Below are 15382 nucleotides of genomic sequence, written 5' to 3' on the forward strand. Positions count from 1 at the left end.
ACGGCATCTCGGTCGGCTTCCCCACCGGGCGAGATGATCGATCAGGACGACTTGCCCGGCTCCGGATCGTTGTCGTACCGCTCGGGCGTCACCACGTTCGCCGGTTCCTCGTCCTTCTTGTAACCGGCGAAGATGAAGCGGAGCCCGGTCAGCAGCACGGCGGCGATCGGCACGGCCACCAGGAACCGGATCAGCACCTGGATCAGTTCCACCTCGTCGAGCAGCAGGCGGTACCAGGCCGGGGCACTGATCAGCAGAGCGAACAGCAGAACCGACGGCTTGATCATCGGCCGACGGGGTCAGCGGCGCCCGGAACGGGTCACCCGGCGTGGCATGACCGCCAGCGGCATCACCTCGGCCGCGATCCGGGCGCACAGCATCGCCGCCCAGGCGTGCGGGGTGGCCGGCTTGCCGTCCAGCGAGAAGATCGGCACGTCCAGCCCGAGGACCGAGGCCGGGTCCGCGGTGAGCTCCACGCTGTGCACCACGAGGGCCTCCACGTCACCGAGATTGCGCAGGTGGCGGGCGGTGTCGGCGGTCTTGCGGGTGGCGTCGACGACGGCCCAGAGGGCGGTGGCGCCGAGCGCGTCGCACATGTCGTTGACCCAGAACGGGTCGGTGCCGCCGACCGGCGCGTCGACCACCACCACCCAGGGGTGCTCGGAGCTCTGCAACTTGTCCGCGCGCGACTCGGCCGCACTGCGGCTGGAGATGAGCCGGGAGGAGTGCAGCCCGGTGCCGGCCGTGGAGGGCGCGGCGAGCAACAGGTGGGTCTGGTCCACGTGCAGCTGTTCCAGGATGTGCTTGCCGATCGAGACGGCGGTGTGCACCTCACCGGCCAGCACCAGGATCTCGCCGGGCCCGTCCGGGATGCCGGGCGCGGACGGGCGGGCGGCGAGCACGCTGAGGACCCCGGCGTACGTGTCCCCGCCAGTGATCTTGCGGGCCATCGACTCGGGCATGCCGACCGTGATCAGGTTGCGCTGCACCGGATCCAGGTCGTCGGTGGGCGGCGGCGGGGCCGAGGACTTCGGCGCCGGGGCCGGGGAGACCGGAACCGACTCGTCGAGGCCGTAGACCTCGGCCGCGGACCGGATCGGCGCCGGGGCGAACGCGGCTCGCGGGGGTGCGTCGGCCGGTTCGGACGGCCGTACCGGAGCGGCGGGGGAGACCGCACGCGCCGCGGACACGGCGGCGCGGATCGGCGTCACGGTCTCGGGGACCTCGCGTTCCCTGGCGGCGGGACGCTCCGGGAAGCTCGGCATGGTCGGCAGCGCCGCGGGCAGCGGGCGATGGCCCGAGTTGACCGCCGAGCCGGTGGCCGCGGCCGGCCGGAAGGGGCGCACCGTCGGTGTCTCCTCCCGGCTCTCGGCGGCCCTGGTGTCGGCCGGCCGGGACCGGGCCGGAGCACGGCCCTCGCCCAGGTGACCGGCCACGTCGAGGCCGGCCATCAGCTCGGCGAACGCGGCCCCGGTGTCACCGAGACCGGCCGTGCGACCCTCCTGGCGGGCCCGTAGATCGGCCGTGGTGGGACCACGTTCGGTGGTCACCCGGTCCTGGGACTCGGCCTGCTCCAGCAGGCGCTCGAAGTTCTGTGAGCCGTTGCCGGCGACGGTCTGTTGCGCCATGTCATCACTGTCCTCGGTTGAATCCGGTACCTCGACGGAGAGCTCGTAGTGCTGCTTCGCGAAGAAGCCTCCGATGCCACCGCTTCGTACTTTGTCTGCGGAGACGATCCGGACACCCGGCCCGTACTCGTCACGCACCTGAGCCAGCAGCGGCTCGATGGCCGGTCCCTCAAGCAGCACCCGCGTAGGCACCGTTCACCACCCCTATCGTCTCGATCTGTGCGGTGGAACCAGAGATTTCGCTGTACGACAGCACCTGGACCCGGCGTGAGCCGGCTCGCAGCAGTCGCATCAACGGCAGCCGCAGCTGTGGTGAGCAGGCCAGGACGGGGTTCATGCCCTGCTGCTCGGCGGCCTCGGAGATCCGGCTGGCCTCGCTGACGATCGCCTCGGCACGCATGCCGTCGATCGCCATGAAGGCGCCGGTGTCGCTGGGCCGCAACGATTCGAGAAGGCTCTGCTCGAGCATCGGGTCGAGCGTGATCACGGTGAGCCGGCCGGCGGTGGTGTACTGGGCGGCGATGGCCGGTCCCAGCGCGCTGCGTGCCGCCTCGACCAGGCCGTCGTGATCCACGGACATCTTGGCCCGCAGCGAGAGCGACTCGAAGATCCGGACCAGGTCGCGGATCGGCACACCCTCGTCGAGCAGCGCCTGCAGCACCTTCTGGATCTGGCCGAGGCTGAGCAGCGAGGGCGTCAGTTCCTCCACCACCACCGGGTGGGTGCGCTTGACCATCTCGCTGAGCGCCCGGACGTCCTCGCGGCCGAGCAGGCGGCTGGCGTTGGTCCGGACGATCTCGGCCAGATGCGTGATGATCACCGACGCGCGGTCCACCACCGTCGCGCCGGAGATCTCCGCCTGGTAGTGCATCTCGGCGGGGACCCACTTGCCGGCGAGGCCGAAGACCGGTTCGACGCCGGCCCGGCCCGGGAGCGCGTGCAATCCCTCGCCGATGGCCAGCACGGTGCCCGGCGGCGCCTGGCCGGAGCCGGCGTCGACACCGGAGATCCGGATGGCGTACGAGGACAGCGGCAGGTCCAGATCGTCGCGGGTCCGCACCGGCGGCATGATCACGCCGAGTTCCATGGCCATCTTGCGGCGCAGGGCGCGTACCCGGTCGAGCAGGTCCCCGCTGCCCGGGTCGACGAGGTCGACCAGGTCCGGGGCGAGCGCGAGTTCGAGCGGGTCGATCCGCATCTCGCCGAGCAGCGATTCCGGGGAGTCCGGGGCGGGCATGTCGGGTGCCTCGGCCGCCACCTTCGCCGCCTGCGCCTGGTCCTCCGGCACCGGCTCCTTCACCCGGTGCGCGATCGCCAGGACCGCCCCGCCGACCAGCAGGAACGGCAGTTTCGGCAGGCCGGGGATGATGCACAGGGCGATCGCTGCCCCGCCGCCGATGCGCAGCGCCAGCTTGTTCTGGCTGAGCTGCGTGGTGACGGTCTGCCCCATGTCGCCGGAGGTGGCCGACCGGGTCACGATCAGACCGGTGGCGACCGAGAGGAGCAGTGCGGGGATCTGCGAGACCAGGCCGTCGCCGATGCTCAGCATGCTGTAGTGGTTCATCGCGTCGGCCGGGGCCATGCCGGCCTGCATGACGCCGACGGCGAACCCACCGACCAGGTTGATGATGGTGATGATGATGGCGGCGATGGCGTCGCCCTTGACGAACTTGGAGCCACCGTCCATGGCGCCGTAGAAGTCGGCCTCGGCGGCCACCTCGGCGCGGCGCACCTTCGCCTGGGCGTCGTCGATCAGGCCGGCGTTCAGGTCGGCGTCGATCGCCATCTGCTTGCCGGGCATCGCGTCGAGGGTGAACCGGGCGCCGACCTCGGCGACCCGCTCGGCGCCCTTGGTGACCACGATCATCTGGACGATCACCAGGATCGAGAAGATCACCAGACCGATGACCAGGTTGCCGCCGACGACGAAGCTGCCGAACGCGTGGATCACCTTGCCGGCGTCGCCGTCCCGCAGCACCAGGCGTGTCGCGCTGATGTTGAGGGCGAGCCGGAATAGTGTCATGACCAGCAGGAGCGCGGGGAAGACCGCGAAGTCGAGCGGCTTCTGCACGAACATCGAGATCAGCAGGACCAGCAGGGCCGCCGTGATGTTCATGGCGATGAACAGGTCGAGCAGGAAGGTCGGCAAGGGAACGACCATCATGATGATGATGCCGACGACCCCGATGGGTACGGCGAACTTGCCAATGTTCTGGATCTTCACGGCACCTTCCAGGCGTGGGCATTCCGATGGCCATCCGGGCCTCGCCGTCGCCGTCCTGGCAATGGTCTGTTCGGCGCGTATCCGCCGTCACTGAGGCCGCTGTGGCACCGCCACGCACCGATCTTCCCTGCTCTTGCACCCTCTTGTGAGGAAATCTCTGTATTTAGTGGTTATGCCGCTGCTGGGGTCGGGTTCGGGTTGCGGTGCAAACCAGCCGCCGCACCACGTGCCTTCAGACTCATCACGAACGCCAGCACCCGGGCGACCGCCCCGAAGAACTCCGCCGGGATCTCCTGGCCGATGTCGCAGTCCTTGTTCAGGGCCCGGGCCAGCGGCACGTCCTGGACCATCGGGATCCGCTTCTCGGTGGCGATGTCCCGGATCTTCGCGGCGACCGGGCCCTTCCCCTTCGCCACCACCCGAGGCGCGCCCTTCTCCGGCTCGTAGCGCAGCGCCACCGCGACGTGCACCGGGTTGACCACCACCACGTCCGCGGTCGGCACGTCGGCCATCATCCGGTTCCGTGCCATGGCCTGCTGCTTGGCCCGGATGTGGGCCTTGACGTGCGGGTCGCCCTCGGTGTTCTTGTACTCCTGCTTGACCTCTTCCTTGGTCATCCGCAGCTGTTTGTTGGTCCGCCGGCGCACCACGAAGTAGTCCGCGGCGGCCATCACGATGCCGGCCGCCGCGGCGGCCCGGAGCAGCTGGATCGCGGCGTCGTTGATCACCGCGACCAGGGTGGCGAGCGGCAGCCGCCCGGCGGTCATCAGCACCGGCACGATGTCCTTCATCGTCAGATAGAGGACGATCGCCAGCACGGTCGTCTTGACCAGGGCCTTGGCGCCCTCCCACAGCGCCTGCCCGCCGAACATGCGCTTGATCCCGGTGAACGGGTTGAGCCGGTTGAATTTGGGGATGAACAACTTGGTGGCGACCCGGATGCCGCCCTGCGACCCGGCGGCCACGATGCCGACCGCCATCATGGTCAGCGCCAGCGGCAGGACCGTCCAGGCGGCACTCATCAACGCGTCCTTGAGGATGCCGATGGTCTTGCCGGGATCCGGATTCTGGATGGTGTCCGGGATCTTCTCCACCAGCTCCTGGGCGTGCTCCATGGCCTTGCCCAGGGTGCGGGGCAGCATGATGCTCGCGGCGAGCATGCCGACCCACGCGCCGAGGTCCTGGCTGCGCCCGATCTGGCCCTCTTGCTTGGCCTTCTTGAGCTTTTGGGCTGTGGGTTCCTCGGTCTTCTCACCGGACACGTCTCACCTCCTCATCTCCGCGGGACTCACCCGCCGCCGAGTCGCACCACCACGGTGACCGCCTTGTCGACGAGCGTGTCGAGGATCCCCGGCAGCTGGGCGATGGCGATCGCGGAGAGGGTGACGACCAGCAAGATCTTGATCGGGAAGCCCAGCTGGAAGGCGTTGAGCGCGGGCGCCACCCGGTTCAGCAGGCCCAGCGCCACGTCGGCCAGGAACAGCACCGCCATCAGCGGCCCGGCGATCTGGATCGCCGCCAGGAACATCTCGCCCATGCCCTCGAGCAGCAGCCGGCTGAACGTCTCCATGTCGAACGTGGCGTTCAGCGGCAGGGTGCGGAAACTCTGCAGGAAGCCTCGGATGATCAGTTGATGCCCGTCGCTGGCGAAGAGCAGGGTGAGCGCCACCAGGTTGTAGAACCGGCCGAAGATCGAGCTGCTGCTCTGCGAGAACGGGTCGTACGTCGAGGCGAGCGTGAAACCGCTGGCGAGGTCGAGCAGGTCACCGGCCGCCTGGAGGGCCGCGAACAGCAGCGCGGTGAGAAAGCCGAGACCGGCGCCGATGAGCACCTGGAGAGCGGCCGTGAAGATCAGATCCTTGGTCTCCAGCGACGGGACGGTCTGCCGCAGGTACGGCGCCATCGGCAGGGTCAGCCCGACCGAGAGCAGCGCCTTCACCTGTGTCGGGATGAACCGGGAGCTCAGCGGTGGGCAGAGCATCATCCAGGCGCCGGTCCGTACCGCTCCCAGCATGATCGCCAGGAACTCCGCGGTGGCAACCTCGAAATTCATCGTCTCAGTACGAGCCGACCAGCGCCGTGATGATCAAAGCCCAGCCGTTGACCAGCACGAACAGCAGCAGTTTGAAGGGCAGCGCCACCGTCACCGGCGGCAGCATCATCATGCCCAGCGACATCAGCGAGGCGGACACCACGAGGTCGATGATCAGGAACGGGATGAAGATGACGAACCCGATGATGAACGCGGCCCGCAGCTCGGACAGGACGAACGCGGGCACCAGGGTGGTGAGCGGGACGGCCTCGATGTTCGCCGGCTTCTTCTGGCCGGCCACCTTGGTCAGCAGGGCTACCTCGTCGGGGCGGGTCGCCCCGTACATGAACTCGCGGAGCGGCTCGACGCCGTCCTTGAACGCCTGGGACTGGGTCTTGTCGCCCTTGAGATAGGGCTGCACGCCCTGGTCGTTGATGGCCGAGACGGTCGGTCCCATGATGAACATGCTCAGGAACAGCGCGAGACCGGCGAGCACCTGGTTGGGCGGCATGCTGGTCAGGCCGAGTGCGTTGCGGGTGATGCCGAGGACCATGAAGACCTTGGTGAAACACGTGCAGAGCAGCAGCAGGGCCGGCGCCACCGACATCAGGGTCAGGCCCAGGACGATCACCAGTGACGAGGCCGGGCGGCTGCCGTCCGGGTTCGTTCCGTTGATCTGGATGTCGATGCTCGGCGGGGACGGGGTCGGCGCGGGCGCCGCCGAGGCTATGCCCGGCAGCAGGATGAGGGTCGCCGCCAGCATCAGCAGCGGGATCGCGCGCCGCGTCATGATCATCGCCTCGTCGTCCGGTCGCGCAGCGTCTCGAGCGCCGTGGTCCAGGTCCGCGGCGAGAGCAGTGAGCCGTCCAGCCGCCCGCGGAGGCTCATCGGGTGCCGGCCGGGGAGGTTGGCGTGCAGCCCGTCCGATTCCACCTCGAGTACGTCACGGTGTTCGTCCGGGTCCGTCTCGAACGGCTCGAGGTCGGTCTCGGTGAGGAGGCTGACCTGCTGTTCGGTGATCCCGACCACCAGCGCGCGATCGTTCACCCGGATCACCGCCACCGCCGAGCCCCGGCTGAGCTGCTGGCGCCCGAGCACCGCGAGCATCCCGTCGCGGCGGCTGGTGTACGGCCGGCGCACGGCCTTGGCCAGCAGCCACATCAGCATCAGGACGATCAGCAGCGCCAGGGCGACACGGAAGGTGAGCGAGATCAAGACCGTTACTCCGCGCCCGGCGAGACGATCTCGGTGATCCGGATGCCGAAGTTCTCGTCCACCACGACCACTTCGCCACGGGCGATCAGCCGGCCGTTGACCAGCAGGTCGGCCGGGCTGCCCGCGGCCCGGTCCAGCTCGACGATCGCGCCGGGAGTGAGCGAGAGCAGCTCTCGCACGCTCATCCGGGTCCGTCCCAGCTCGGCCGAGACCTCCATCTCGACGTCGTGCAGCATGTCCAGGCCACCCCGTCCGCCGCCGGCGCCCCGGGCCGGGGCCGCCGCTCGCTGGGCCAGGTTCACCGCTCCGGCGTCGTCACCGGGCCACTGGCTGAGGGCGAGGGCGACGACCGCGCGGATCTCGAGTTCGTCGCGCAGCGGCACCGCGACCGCGCCGTCCTTCGCGGCGAGCGCGCTGAGCGCGACCCCGGGCTCCATCAGCTGACCCGGGTCGAGCACCACCGGCCCGAAGACCCGGGCCGCCGCCTCCAGAGCCGGCCGGACCGCGGCGGTCAGGTCGAGCTCGCCGAGCGGGCTCTCCTTGAGGGCGTCCGCGAGGTCCTGGCCGACCACCACGACGACCTCGCCGGAGGCCGCGCCGGTGAACCTCGCCGTGATCGCCTGGCCCTCGATCACCGTCCCCGCGTCCGGTACGACCGGGTCGGCGGCCACCAGGGCACGGCTGGTGGGCAGGACGGCCAGCGCGGCCTCGGCGGCGTTCCTGGCGAGCGCGAGCTGAGGCGCGGTCATGGTGGGCGCTGTCATGGGCGGCCAGACTCCTTGGACGGGCTCTCGTTGGGCGACGGCACGACGAGACATGCGAGCCGGGCGCCCTGGTTACCGGGAACTGCGTGAGCGAAGACGATGTCGTTGACGGTCACCTCGAGCGGCCGGCTGGTCGGATGTCCCAGCGGGACGACGTCACCGGGGCGCAGATCCACGATGTCATCGGTGCGCATCCGAATGGGCTGGAATCGCACTGCTACGTCGATCGGAGCGGCGGAAAGTCCGGCGGTCAGGTTCCGCAGCGAGGTGTCCCGCTCCTGCCGCTCGGCAGCGCTCAGCACGACCGCCTCGGTCCGCGACAGCACCGGCAGGATGGTGTTGAACGGCAGGCAGATGGTGGAGATGCACTCCTCCGCGCCGATCTTGGTCTCGAACGACGCCACCACGACCGCGTCGCCCGGCGCGTGCGCCCGCAGGAACTGCGCGTTGTACTCGATCTCTTTCAGCTTCGGCGTGAGGTCGACCATGCTCTCGAAGCCGTAGCGCAACTCGCCCAGCATCCGCTCGATCAGGCCGCGCAGCAGCGGCATCTCGACCTCGGTCAGCGGCCGCTCCGGCTGGGCGCCGCCGGGACCGCCGAGCATGTGATCGATCGCGGTCATCACCGCCGACTGGGCGATCTCCAGCAGCACCGTGCCGGGCAGCGGGTCCAGGGTGACCACCGCGATGATCGTCGGGTTGGCGAGCGCGGCGACGTACTCGTCGTAGTTCAGCTGCTCGATGGAGATCAGCGAGACGTTGCTGACCACCCGCAGGCGGGTGGTGAACAGGGTGCCGCAACTGCGCGCGTACGACTCGAAGACCATCTGCAACGTACGGACGTGTTCGCGGGAGAGCTTGATGGGACGCCGGAAGTCGTACGCGGTCGGGCCTCCGCCCTGGCCGCGACGCGACATCCTGCCGGGGGATCGTTGAGCGGTGGTCACGTCGTCCTCATCGGCTCAGTTACCGATCCGCTGAGCCGTGGCGGCGTTTTCATCCAGTTCTCATGCCGATGGGCGGGTCTCCCTGGGGAGACCCGCCCGATGCGGTGGTCTTACTGGGTGACGAACGAGGTGTAGTAGATGTCCATGACCTGCTTCACGTCGTCGTGGGTGTAGGTCTCGACCAGCTTGGCGACCAGGTCTTCCTTGATCTTCGCGCGGCCCTCGGCGGTGGACAGCTCGGCGACCGTGCGGCCGGTGTACTGGTCGATCACCATCTGGTAGGCCTCGTTCAGGTCGATCGCGTGGTCACCCGACTCCTCGGTCTGCTGGATGGCGAAGCCCAGCTTCAGGTAGTGCCCCTCGGCCAGGTTCACCGTGATGGTGTTCTCGGCGGCGGTGACGATGCCCTTCACCGGCTTCTCCTCGGCCGCGTCGGCCGAGTTGCCCTTGAGCATGAAGAACGCTCCGGCTCCACCACCACCCACGACGACCAGCGCCAGGGCGATGATGATCATGAGCATCTTGTTCGACTTCTTCGGCGCCTCGGCAACCGTGGTCTCGTCAGCCATCAGAACTCCCCCAGTTCAGTCAGTTGTGGTCGGTGGTGGTGCTAGTGGTGGTGCTGGACTTCGCGGTCTCGGCGGCGACCTCGGCCTGGTGCTCTGCCGTGGTCTGGCCGGTGTGCAGCTTGCTGTCGGCGCCGGCCGCGGAGGGCAGCAGTGCCGCCTGGTCGGCCGAGAGCATGGTCAGTACGACGACGTCCACCCGGCGGTTCATCGAGATGGAGCGCGGGTCCTTCGGGTCGATCAGCGGCTTGGTGTCGGAGAAACCGACCGCGCTGAGCCGCTTCTTCGGGATGCCGTGGTCGGTGAAGAACCGGACCGTGGTCGAGGCACGGGCGGCGGAGAGCTCCCAGCCGCTCGGGTAGTACGTGGTCTTGGCCTTGAGCTGGTTGGTGTGACCGTCCACCTCGATACCGTTCGGCAGCTTGGCCAGGGTGGGTGAGATCGCGTTCAAGATCTTCTCGCCGCCCTTCTGCAGCTCGGCGCGGTTGCCGGCGAACACCACCTCGTTGGTGACGATGGTGACCACCAGGCCGCGCTGGTCGATGGTGAACTTGGCGCTGCCGAGCAGCTTCTGCGCGGCCAGCGCGTCGGCGATCTTCCGCTCGATGGCCTTGAGGTCCTCGGCCTCCTTGGCCGCCTTCTCCGCGTTGGCCGAGGCCTTCTTGCGGTCCTCGGCCTTGATGGCCCGTTCGACCGCTTCCTTCTGCTTCTGGTTCAGGCCCTCCGTGCCGGAGGACCCGTCACCCGGGTTGGAGCCCGGGTCGACCTGCACGATCTGTGCGGTGTTCGCGGCACCGTCCAGCGGAGCGGCGTTCCCGCTGAACGCCGCGCTCTTGGAGCCGAAGCCGGCGGACAGACCCTGTGCCAGCTGTGCGAACTTCTTCTGGTTCACGTCACTCATCGAGAAGAGCACCACGAAGAGCACGAAGAGCAGGGTCATCATGTCGGCGTACGACACGAGCCAGCGCTCGTGGTTGGCGTGCTCTTCGTGTTCTTCGTGCTTCTGCTTACGCTTGCCGCCGCCGGAGCTCATCTAGGTCAGGCCGCCTTCTTGCTCGAGGCCGAAGCTTCGGCCTTCTTCATCTCGTCGGGCGGGAGCAGGCTGCGCAGCTTCTGGGCGACCAGACGCGGGTTCGAGCCGGCCTGGATGGCCAGGACACCGTCGATCACCAGTTCCATCTCCTCGGCCTCGATCTGGCTCAGCCGGGCCAGACGGGCACCCATCGGCAGGAGGATCATGTTGGCGCTGAGAACGCCCCAGAGGGTCGCGCAGAACGCCGCGGCGATCGAGTGGCCGAGCGTCTCGGGCTTGTCCAGGTTCTCCATGACGAGCACCAGACCCATGACCGTGCCGATGATGCCGATCGTCGGGGCGTAACCACCCCAGGACTCGAAGAACTTGACGCCGGCCTTGTCGGCCTTCTTCTTCGCGGCGACCTCGGCGTGCAGGATGTCGTGCAGCTCGTCCGGGTCGGTGCCGTCGATGGCCAGCTGCAGACCCCGCTTGAGGAAGGGGTGCTCGACCGTCTTGACCGCGTCCTCGAGAGCCAGCAGACCCTCGCGGCGGGCCCGCTCGGCCAGCTTCACGACGCTGTCCAGCAGCTCGGCGGCCGGGGTGACCTTGTTGGTGAAGCCCTTCTTGAGCTGCGCGCCGAAGGCCTTGGTGTCCTTCATGACGCCGCCGGCCATGGCGGCGGCGAAACCGCCACCGAAGACCAGGAGCATCGACGGCCACAGCATGATGGAGGCCGGGCTACCGCCCTCGACGATCTGGACGAGGAAGACGATGGTCAGCCCGAGGGCTACACCAATGATGCTAGCGAGGTCCATCAGCGGTCCTTCCGGTGCAGCGGGAGCACCTTGGCGTCGAGGTCGTCAGAGGAAGAGGGCTGTGCGGCGGAGTCCACGGGCTGGGTCTCCATCCGGCTCGCTTGGGCGATGAGCGAGGCGCGGTAGTGGCGCACCGAGTCGATGAATTCGGGTACCGACTCGGCGATGACGTACTTGGTGCCGTCCACCAGGGTGACGACCGTGTCAGGCGTGCAGTCCACACGCTCGACCAGGTCCGGGTTCAGTGCGAACACGGCACCATTGATACGAGTTACGAGGATCAAGACTGTTCCGTCCTTGGGTCGTCCTGGGCTGGTGTCGGGCCCTCCGTGGCCCTTCGCCTATCACTTCGGCCTGATCTCGGTTGCCGATGAGATCCAACCGGTCGCTATCCGGGTGCGAGCTGCGGCGCTTTCCGCGCACACCTCTCCCACCTCTCACACGACGGCGGCCGGGGTGGGCACAAGGCCCGCCCCGGCCGCCGGCCGAGATTTGACGCTGGGGGTACTACCGCTTCAGGTTGACGAGCTCCTGCAGGATCTCGTCGGAGGTGGTGATGATCTTGGAGTTCGCCTGGAAGCCGCGCTGGGCGACGACCAGGTTGGTGAACTCCTGGGCCAGGTCGACGTTCGACATCTCCAGCGCGCCGGAGATGACCTGACCCATGCCGGCACTGCCGGGTTCGCCGACCTGGGCGTACCCGGAGTTGACCGTGGTGCGGTACTGCGAGTTCCCGACCTTCTCCAGGCCGGCCACGTTCTTGAAGGTCGCCATGGCGACCTGGCCCAGCGTCTGCTTCATCCCGTTGCTGTAGACACCGACGATCTCGCCGGAGTCCGACACGGTGTACGACAGCGACGTGAGCGCGCCGGCCGTCTGGCCGTCGACGTTGAAGACGCGGGCGTCGGTGAGACCCGAGTACATCGTCAGGTCCTTCATGTTGACCTTGATGCCGGGATCGCTGCCGTCGGCGGCTGCCGCCTTGAAGACCATGTTGCCCTCGGAGTCCAGCGCACCGCCGGGGGTGGGATCGTCAAGACTGATCACCGGCTTACCGCCGCCCATGTTGAGCGTCATGTCCGCCGTGGTGCCGGCAACCGGGACGGTTTTGGCCGCGTCGTCCGGGTACTCCGGGTCGTACTTCTCGTAGAGGTTGATCGTCCAGGTGGTCGACGGCGGTTGCGTCGCCCTGGTCGGGTCGATCGGGCGGGTGTAGACCGCGGTGACCGTACGAGTGGCGCCCTTGTCGTCGTAGATTTTGACCGGGATCGTCACCACGTCCTGGGTGGCCAACGGGTCCGGCGGATAATCGCTGGTCAGGTTGCCCTTGAGGGTGATCTCCGAGGTCGCCTTGGGCGGCATGGTCGCGCCGAGGGGCATCTTGATGTCGCCCGGCTGCACGCCGGAGTTGACATTGCCGGCGGCGTCCGCGGTCCAGCCCTGCACCGGCTCACCGGTCGCGGTGGCGAGCACCCCGTTGGCGTCGAAGAAGAACGAGCCGGCCCGGGTGTAGAGCTGCTCGTTGCCGCTGCGGGTGATGAAGAACCCGTCACCCTGGATCATCATGTCGCCGGACTTGCCGGTGGTCTGCGCCGAACCCTGGCTGAAGTTGGACGTGATGCCGGCGACCCGGACCCCGAGACCGACCTGGGCCGGGTTGGTGCCGGCCTGGCCGTCCTGGGGCGAGCCACCGGCGCCCATCATCTGGCTGAGGGTGTCGTTGAACTGCACCTGGGAACTCTTGAAACCCGTGGTGTTGACGTTCGCGATGTTGTTACCGGTGACGTCGATCATCTTTTGATGGGCGTTGAGCCCACTGATACCGGAGTAAAGAGAACGCAGCATAGGGGTGTTTCCTTAAAAACTAGGGAGACGGATTTCAGGCGGTCTTGGAATCGTTGGCGACTTCCGTGACCTTGGACAGCTGCACATCCGTGTTCCCGACCCTGAGCGTCGGTTCGCTGTCTCCATTGAGCTTCGCCGCACTGATCACGCCGGTCTGCGTGGCACCGGTCTCATCCATGTACGTGACAGTCTTCCCGACCAGAGAGCTGGCGCCGATCATCCGCTGCGACTGCAGCATGCCGATCATGTCTTCCAGCTTCTCCACCTGCGTGAACTGGGCGGTCTGCGCCAGGAACGCGGTCGAGTCGGCGGGCTTGGTGGGGTCCTGGTACTTCAGCTGCGCGACGAGGAGCTTCATGAAGGTGTCCTTGTCGCCCAGCGACTTGCTCTTGGCCTCGGCGGCCTTCGCCGCCGCCACTGCCTTGGCAGGGTCGGCGCCGGTTGGTCCGGACATCGGTGAGGTCATCGACTTCTCCTGTCCCGTATCAGGCTCAACCTAAGCTTCGGCCCGTCCCCCGTTTTGCTTAGGAACGAATTTGCGGGCCCACCTTCCGGCGGGCCCGCAACTCGAAGATCTTCAATTCTGTACGCCTAAAGGGTCACGGTGTCACGGTGCGAGGGACAGGCTGAGCTTGCCCTTGCCGTACCGGTTTACCTCGACCATCAGGTCGAGGCGCCGGCCCAGCGCGAGCAGGACCGCGCGGGCGTCCGCCGGGAGCTCCTGGTTCGGGTAGATCACCTGGTAGAGCTTCACGTGCGGCGCCCCCTCCTTGTTGAGGAGGCTGGTGAAGACGTTGCACAGCTCGAAGACGTTCTCCGCCAGGTTCGGGAAGAGCTGCTTCTCGTCGATGCTGTCCTCGGCGGCGCCGGCCGGCAGCAGGCCGAGCGCGGCGCCCGCGTTGGCGGCCAAACTGAGCTCCATGCCCATCACCGCGTAGATCTTCTGACCGGAGTCGGTGAAGATCGCGACGGTGGAGGTCGGAACCGCCGGCGCCGCGATCGGATCGCCAGGGCTGACGGTCACCTCTCGACCCAGAAGGTCCTCGAACAGGTTGCGTACGGCTAGAGAGCCGGGAAGAACCGAGACGTCTGACATGTCTTAATCATCCCAAAATAGGAGCGAACACTTCATCGAATCGCTCAGCGGTGAAGGGTTTGACGATGAAGAACGCGGATCCGGACGCTTCGGCGGCCGTCTTCATCTCCGGAGTGCACTCCGAGGTCACGAAGCCGAACTTGACGTTGTTGCCGGCCGCCCGGAGCTGCCGCAGCACCTCGATACCGGTCAGATGCGGCATGTTCCAGTCGGAGATGACCAGATCGGGCTTCTCGGCGGTGGCCTTGTCCAGTGCCTCCTTGCCGTCCGCCGCCTCGATCAGGTCGTGATCTCCGAAACCCGCCTGCCGCAAAGTCCGGACGACGATCTGCCGCATCACTCGGCTGTCATCGGCGATGAGGATCTTCATGCACCCTCCTCCTTGTTGTCGGTGCTGCTCTGCCACATCGATATGGACACCGGTTCGCCTTCCCACATCCCGTAGACCCCGCTGATCCGCTGGGCGTTCGGGAACCGCGCCGAAGCCTCCGGCGCGAGATTCACTTGCGGGAGCGACAACTGCGCCCCCGGCGGCAACATCGCCTTGACGTTGCCCCCGACGATGTTCGCGAGTTCGCCGAGCGTGTCGGCCATGTCCTCCTCACTGACTTCCTCAAGCTCCATGGCGAGGAAGGCGGCCGCGGCGCGCTGAGCGGCGGCGCGGGAGGACGCGTACACGACATGCCCGTTCCAGGACCCGGTGATCGAAACCGAGGAGTGCACCTCGGAAGGCTGGTTCTCGTCGTACGTGGGAATCAGTGGACTGACCCCCTCGGGATCCAGGTAGGACTCCCATACCTGTTCCACCATCTCGGCGAGGTCGCTCTCGTCGACCTCGACTTCGACACTCATGAGTTCGCTCCGGTCGGGACTAGGCCCAGCAGGGCCAGCTTTTCGATCATGGCGCCCTCGGTGAAGGGCTTGATGACGTATTCGTGAGCGCCCGCGGCGAGCGCCCGTACGATCTGGCTCTGTTCGCTCTCGGTGGTGACCATCACGAGGGTCATCTCCCGCAGGCGGGGATCCGCCCGCACCTTCGTGACGAACTCGAGCCCGTTCATGTTGGGCATGTTCCAGTCGATGAGGGCCAGTTCCGGCACCTCGGTCATGTCGGCGAGAAGGTCCATCGCCTCCTTGCCGTCCCCGGCCTCCACCGCCTCGAAGTTGAGCTTCGTGACGATGCGCTTGAGGATCATGCGCATCGCGCGCGAGTCGTCGATCACCATGGCGCGCAT

Annotated in this window: 19 protein-coding genes; all 19 read right to left on the reverse strand. The window is 67.5% G+C overall.

Translation table 11 applies throughout. The features are described 5' to 3' along the window. Positions 1-41: 41 nt before the first annotated feature. The 19 genes from Aut01nite_RS11575 to Aut01nite_RS11665 all read right to left on the reverse strand — a co-directional run bounded on the left by Aut01nite_RS11575 (position 42) and on the right by Aut01nite_RS11665 (position 15382). A complete protein-coding gene (locus Aut01nite_RS11575; protein WP_052164607.1) occupies positions 42-287 on the reverse strand; it encodes a hypothetical protein in 246 nt (81 codons plus the stop codon). Between the two features lie 12 nt (positions 288-299). Next, entirely contained in the window at positions 300-1808 is a 1509-nt protein-coding gene (locus Aut01nite_RS11580; RefSeq protein WP_084000107.1) for a hypothetical protein, read from the reverse strand. Then, positions 1798-3852: a flagellar biosynthesis protein FlhA gene (gene flhA, locus Aut01nite_RS11585; RefSeq protein WP_204037515.1), complete on the reverse strand. Its 2055-nt coding sequence runs from the start codon at positions 3850-3852 to the stop codon at positions 1798-1800. Before flhA ends, Aut01nite_RS11580 begins: the two co-directional genes overlap by 11 nt. Before the next feature lie 170 nt (positions 3853-4022). After that, a complete protein-coding gene (locus tag Aut01nite_RS11590) occupies positions 4023-5114 on the reverse strand; it encodes an EscU/YscU/HrcU family type III secretion system export apparatus switch protein (RefSeq protein WP_043533221.1) in 1092 nt (363 codons plus the stop codon). 26 nt (positions 5115-5140) lie between these two features. Beyond that, positions 5141-5905 carry a flagellar biosynthetic protein FliR gene (fliR, locus tag Aut01nite_RS11595; RefSeq protein ID WP_043533220.1) on the reverse strand — a complete coding sequence of 255 codons (765 nt, stop codon included), beginning with the start codon at positions 5903-5905 and terminating at the stop codon, positions 5141-5143. 4 nt (positions 5906-5909) lie between these two features. Beyond that, positions 5910-6674 carry a flagellar type III secretion system pore protein FliP gene (gene fliP, locus Aut01nite_RS11600; protein ID WP_043533219.1) on the reverse strand — a complete coding sequence of 255 codons (765 nt, stop codon included), beginning with the start codon at positions 6672-6674 and terminating at the stop codon, positions 5910-5912. Between the two features lie 2 nt (positions 6675-6676). Further along, positions 6677-7099, reverse strand: a complete 423-nt coding sequence (locus Aut01nite_RS11605; protein WP_043533218.1) for a FliO/MopB family protein — start codon at positions 7097-7099, stop codon at positions 6677-6679. A gap of 5 nt (positions 7100-7104) precedes the next feature. Beyond that, positions 7105-7863: a flagellar motor switch protein FliN gene (gene fliN / locus Aut01nite_RS11610; RefSeq protein WP_043533217.1), complete on the reverse strand. Its 759-nt coding sequence runs from the start codon at positions 7861-7863 to the stop codon at positions 7105-7107. Next, positions 7860-8780 (reverse strand): flagellar motor switch protein FliM, encoded by a 921-nt coding sequence (locus Aut01nite_RS11615; RefSeq protein WP_052164606.1) that lies wholly within the window; start codon positions 8778-8780, stop codon positions 7860-7862. The genes fliN and Aut01nite_RS11615 overlap by 4 nt, the downstream gene beginning before the upstream one ends. Before the next feature lie 140 nt (positions 8781-8920). Beyond that, positions 8921-9379: a flagellar basal body-associated FliL family protein gene (locus Aut01nite_RS11620; RefSeq protein ID WP_043533215.1), complete on the reverse strand. Its 459-nt coding sequence runs from the start codon at positions 9377-9379 to the stop codon at positions 8921-8923. Between the two features lie 19 nt (positions 9380-9398). Then, complete coding sequence (locus Aut01nite_RS11625) at positions 9399-10409, reverse strand: flagellar motor protein MotB (protein ID WP_043533214.1); 1011 nt, start codon at positions 10407-10409, stop codon at positions 9399-9401. A 5-nt stretch (positions 10410-10414) separates the two neighbouring features. Beyond that, positions 10415-11206, reverse strand: coding sequence for a motility protein A (locus Aut01nite_RS11630; protein ID WP_043533213.1), 792 nt, complete (start codon positions 11204-11206; stop codon positions 10415-10417). Beyond that, the gene (locus Aut01nite_RS11635; RefSeq protein WP_043533212.1) at positions 11206-11490 is read right to left on the reverse strand and encodes a flagellar FlbD family protein; all 285 of its coding nucleotides are present in this window, start codon (positions 11488-11490) and stop codon (positions 11206-11208) included. The genes Aut01nite_RS11630 and Aut01nite_RS11635 overlap by 1 nt, the downstream gene beginning before the upstream one ends. Before the next feature lie 223 nt (positions 11491-11713). Next, complete coding sequence (locus Aut01nite_RS11640; protein ID WP_043533211.1) at positions 11714-13051, reverse strand: flagellar hook protein FlgE; 1338 nt, start codon at positions 13049-13051, stop codon at positions 11714-11716. A gap of 34 nt (positions 13052-13085) precedes the next feature. Further along, positions 13086-13517 carry a flagellar hook assembly protein FlgD gene (locus tag Aut01nite_RS11645; RefSeq protein WP_043533210.1) on the reverse strand — a complete coding sequence of 144 codons (432 nt, stop codon included), beginning with the start codon at positions 13515-13517 and terminating at the stop codon, positions 13086-13088. 141 nt (positions 13518-13658) lie between these two features. After that, a complete protein-coding gene (locus Aut01nite_RS11650) occupies positions 13659-14147 on the reverse strand; it encodes a hypothetical protein (protein ID WP_043533209.1) in 489 nt (162 codons plus the stop codon). Positions 14148-14154: 7 nt separating this feature from the next. Next, positions 14155-14517 (reverse strand): response regulator, encoded by a 363-nt coding sequence (locus Aut01nite_RS11655; protein ID WP_043533208.1) that lies wholly within the window; start codon positions 14515-14517, stop codon positions 14155-14157. Beyond that, positions 14514-14999 carry a chemotaxis protein CheX gene (locus Aut01nite_RS11660; protein ID WP_043533207.1) on the reverse strand — a complete coding sequence of 162 codons (486 nt, stop codon included), beginning with the start codon at positions 14997-14999 and terminating at the stop codon, positions 14514-14516. The genes Aut01nite_RS11655 and Aut01nite_RS11660 overlap by 4 nt, the downstream gene beginning before the upstream one ends. After that, positions 14996-15382 (reverse strand): response regulator, encoded by a 387-nt coding sequence (locus Aut01nite_RS11665; RefSeq protein ID WP_173476755.1) that lies wholly within the window; start codon positions 15380-15382, stop codon positions 14996-14998. The genes Aut01nite_RS11660 and Aut01nite_RS11665 overlap by 4 nt, the downstream gene beginning before the upstream one ends.

The organism is Actinoplanes utahensis (assembly GCF_016862455.1).
Classification (GTDB): domain Bacteria; phylum Actinomycetota; class Actinomycetes; order Mycobacteriales; family Micromonosporaceae; genus Actinoplanes; species Actinoplanes utahensis.

Excerpts from the sequence above, each read along its gene's own strand:
- Aut01nite_RS11630 (WP_043533213.1), bottom strand. The coding sequence starts at position 11,206 with ATGGACCTCGCTAGCATCATTGGTGTAGCCCTCGGGCTGACCATCGTC.
- fliR (WP_043533220.1), bottom strand. The coding sequence starts at position 5,905 with ATGAATTTCGAGGTTGCCACCGCGGAGTTCCTGGCGATCATGCTGGGA.
- Aut01nite_RS11645 (WP_043533210.1), bottom strand. The coding sequence starts at position 13,517 with ATGACCTCACCGATGTCCGGACCAACCGGCGCCGACCCTGCCAAGGCA.
- Aut01nite_RS11640 (WP_043533211.1), bottom strand. The coding sequence starts at position 13,051 with ATGCTGCGTTCTCTTTACTCCGGTATCAGTGGGCTCAACGCCCATCAA.
- Aut01nite_RS11615 (WP_052164606.1), bottom strand. The coding sequence starts at position 8,780 with ATGTCGCGTCGCGGCCAGGGCGGAGGCCCGACCGCGTACGACTTCCGG.
- fliN (WP_043533217.1), bottom strand. The coding sequence starts at position 7,863 with ATGACAGCGCCCACCATGACCGCGCCTCAGCTCGCGCTCGCCAGGAAC.
- Aut01nite_RS11620 (WP_043533215.1), bottom strand. The coding sequence starts at position 9,379 with ATGGCTGACGAGACCACGGTTGCCGAGGCGCCGAAGAAGTCGAACAAG.
- Aut01nite_RS11660 (WP_043533207.1), bottom strand. The coding sequence starts at position 14,999 with ATGAGTGTCGAAGTCGAGGTCGACGAGAGCGACCTCGCCGAGATGGTG.
- Aut01nite_RS11655 (WP_043533208.1), bottom strand. The coding sequence starts at position 14,517 with ATGAAGATCCTCATCGCCGATGACAGCCGAGTGATGCGGCAGATCGTC.
- Aut01nite_RS11625 (WP_043533214.1), bottom strand. The coding sequence starts at position 10,409 with ATGAGCTCCGGCGGCGGCAAGCGTAAGCAGAAGCACGAAGAACACGAA.
- Aut01nite_RS11665 (WP_173476755.1), bottom strand. The coding sequence starts at position 15,382 with ATGCGCGCCATGGTGATCGACGACTCGCGCGCGATGCGCATGATCCTC.
- Aut01nite_RS11575 (WP_052164607.1), bottom strand. The coding sequence starts at position 287 with ATGATCAAGCCGTCGGTTCTGCTGTTCGCTCTGCTGATCAGTGCCCCG.
- fliP (WP_043533219.1), bottom strand. The coding sequence starts at position 6,674 with ATGACGCGGCGCGCGATCCCGCTGCTGATGCTGGCGGCGACCCTCATC.
- Aut01nite_RS11650 (WP_043533209.1), bottom strand. The coding sequence starts at position 14,147 with ATGTCAGACGTCTCGGTTCTTCCCGGCTCTCTAGCCGTACGCAACCTG.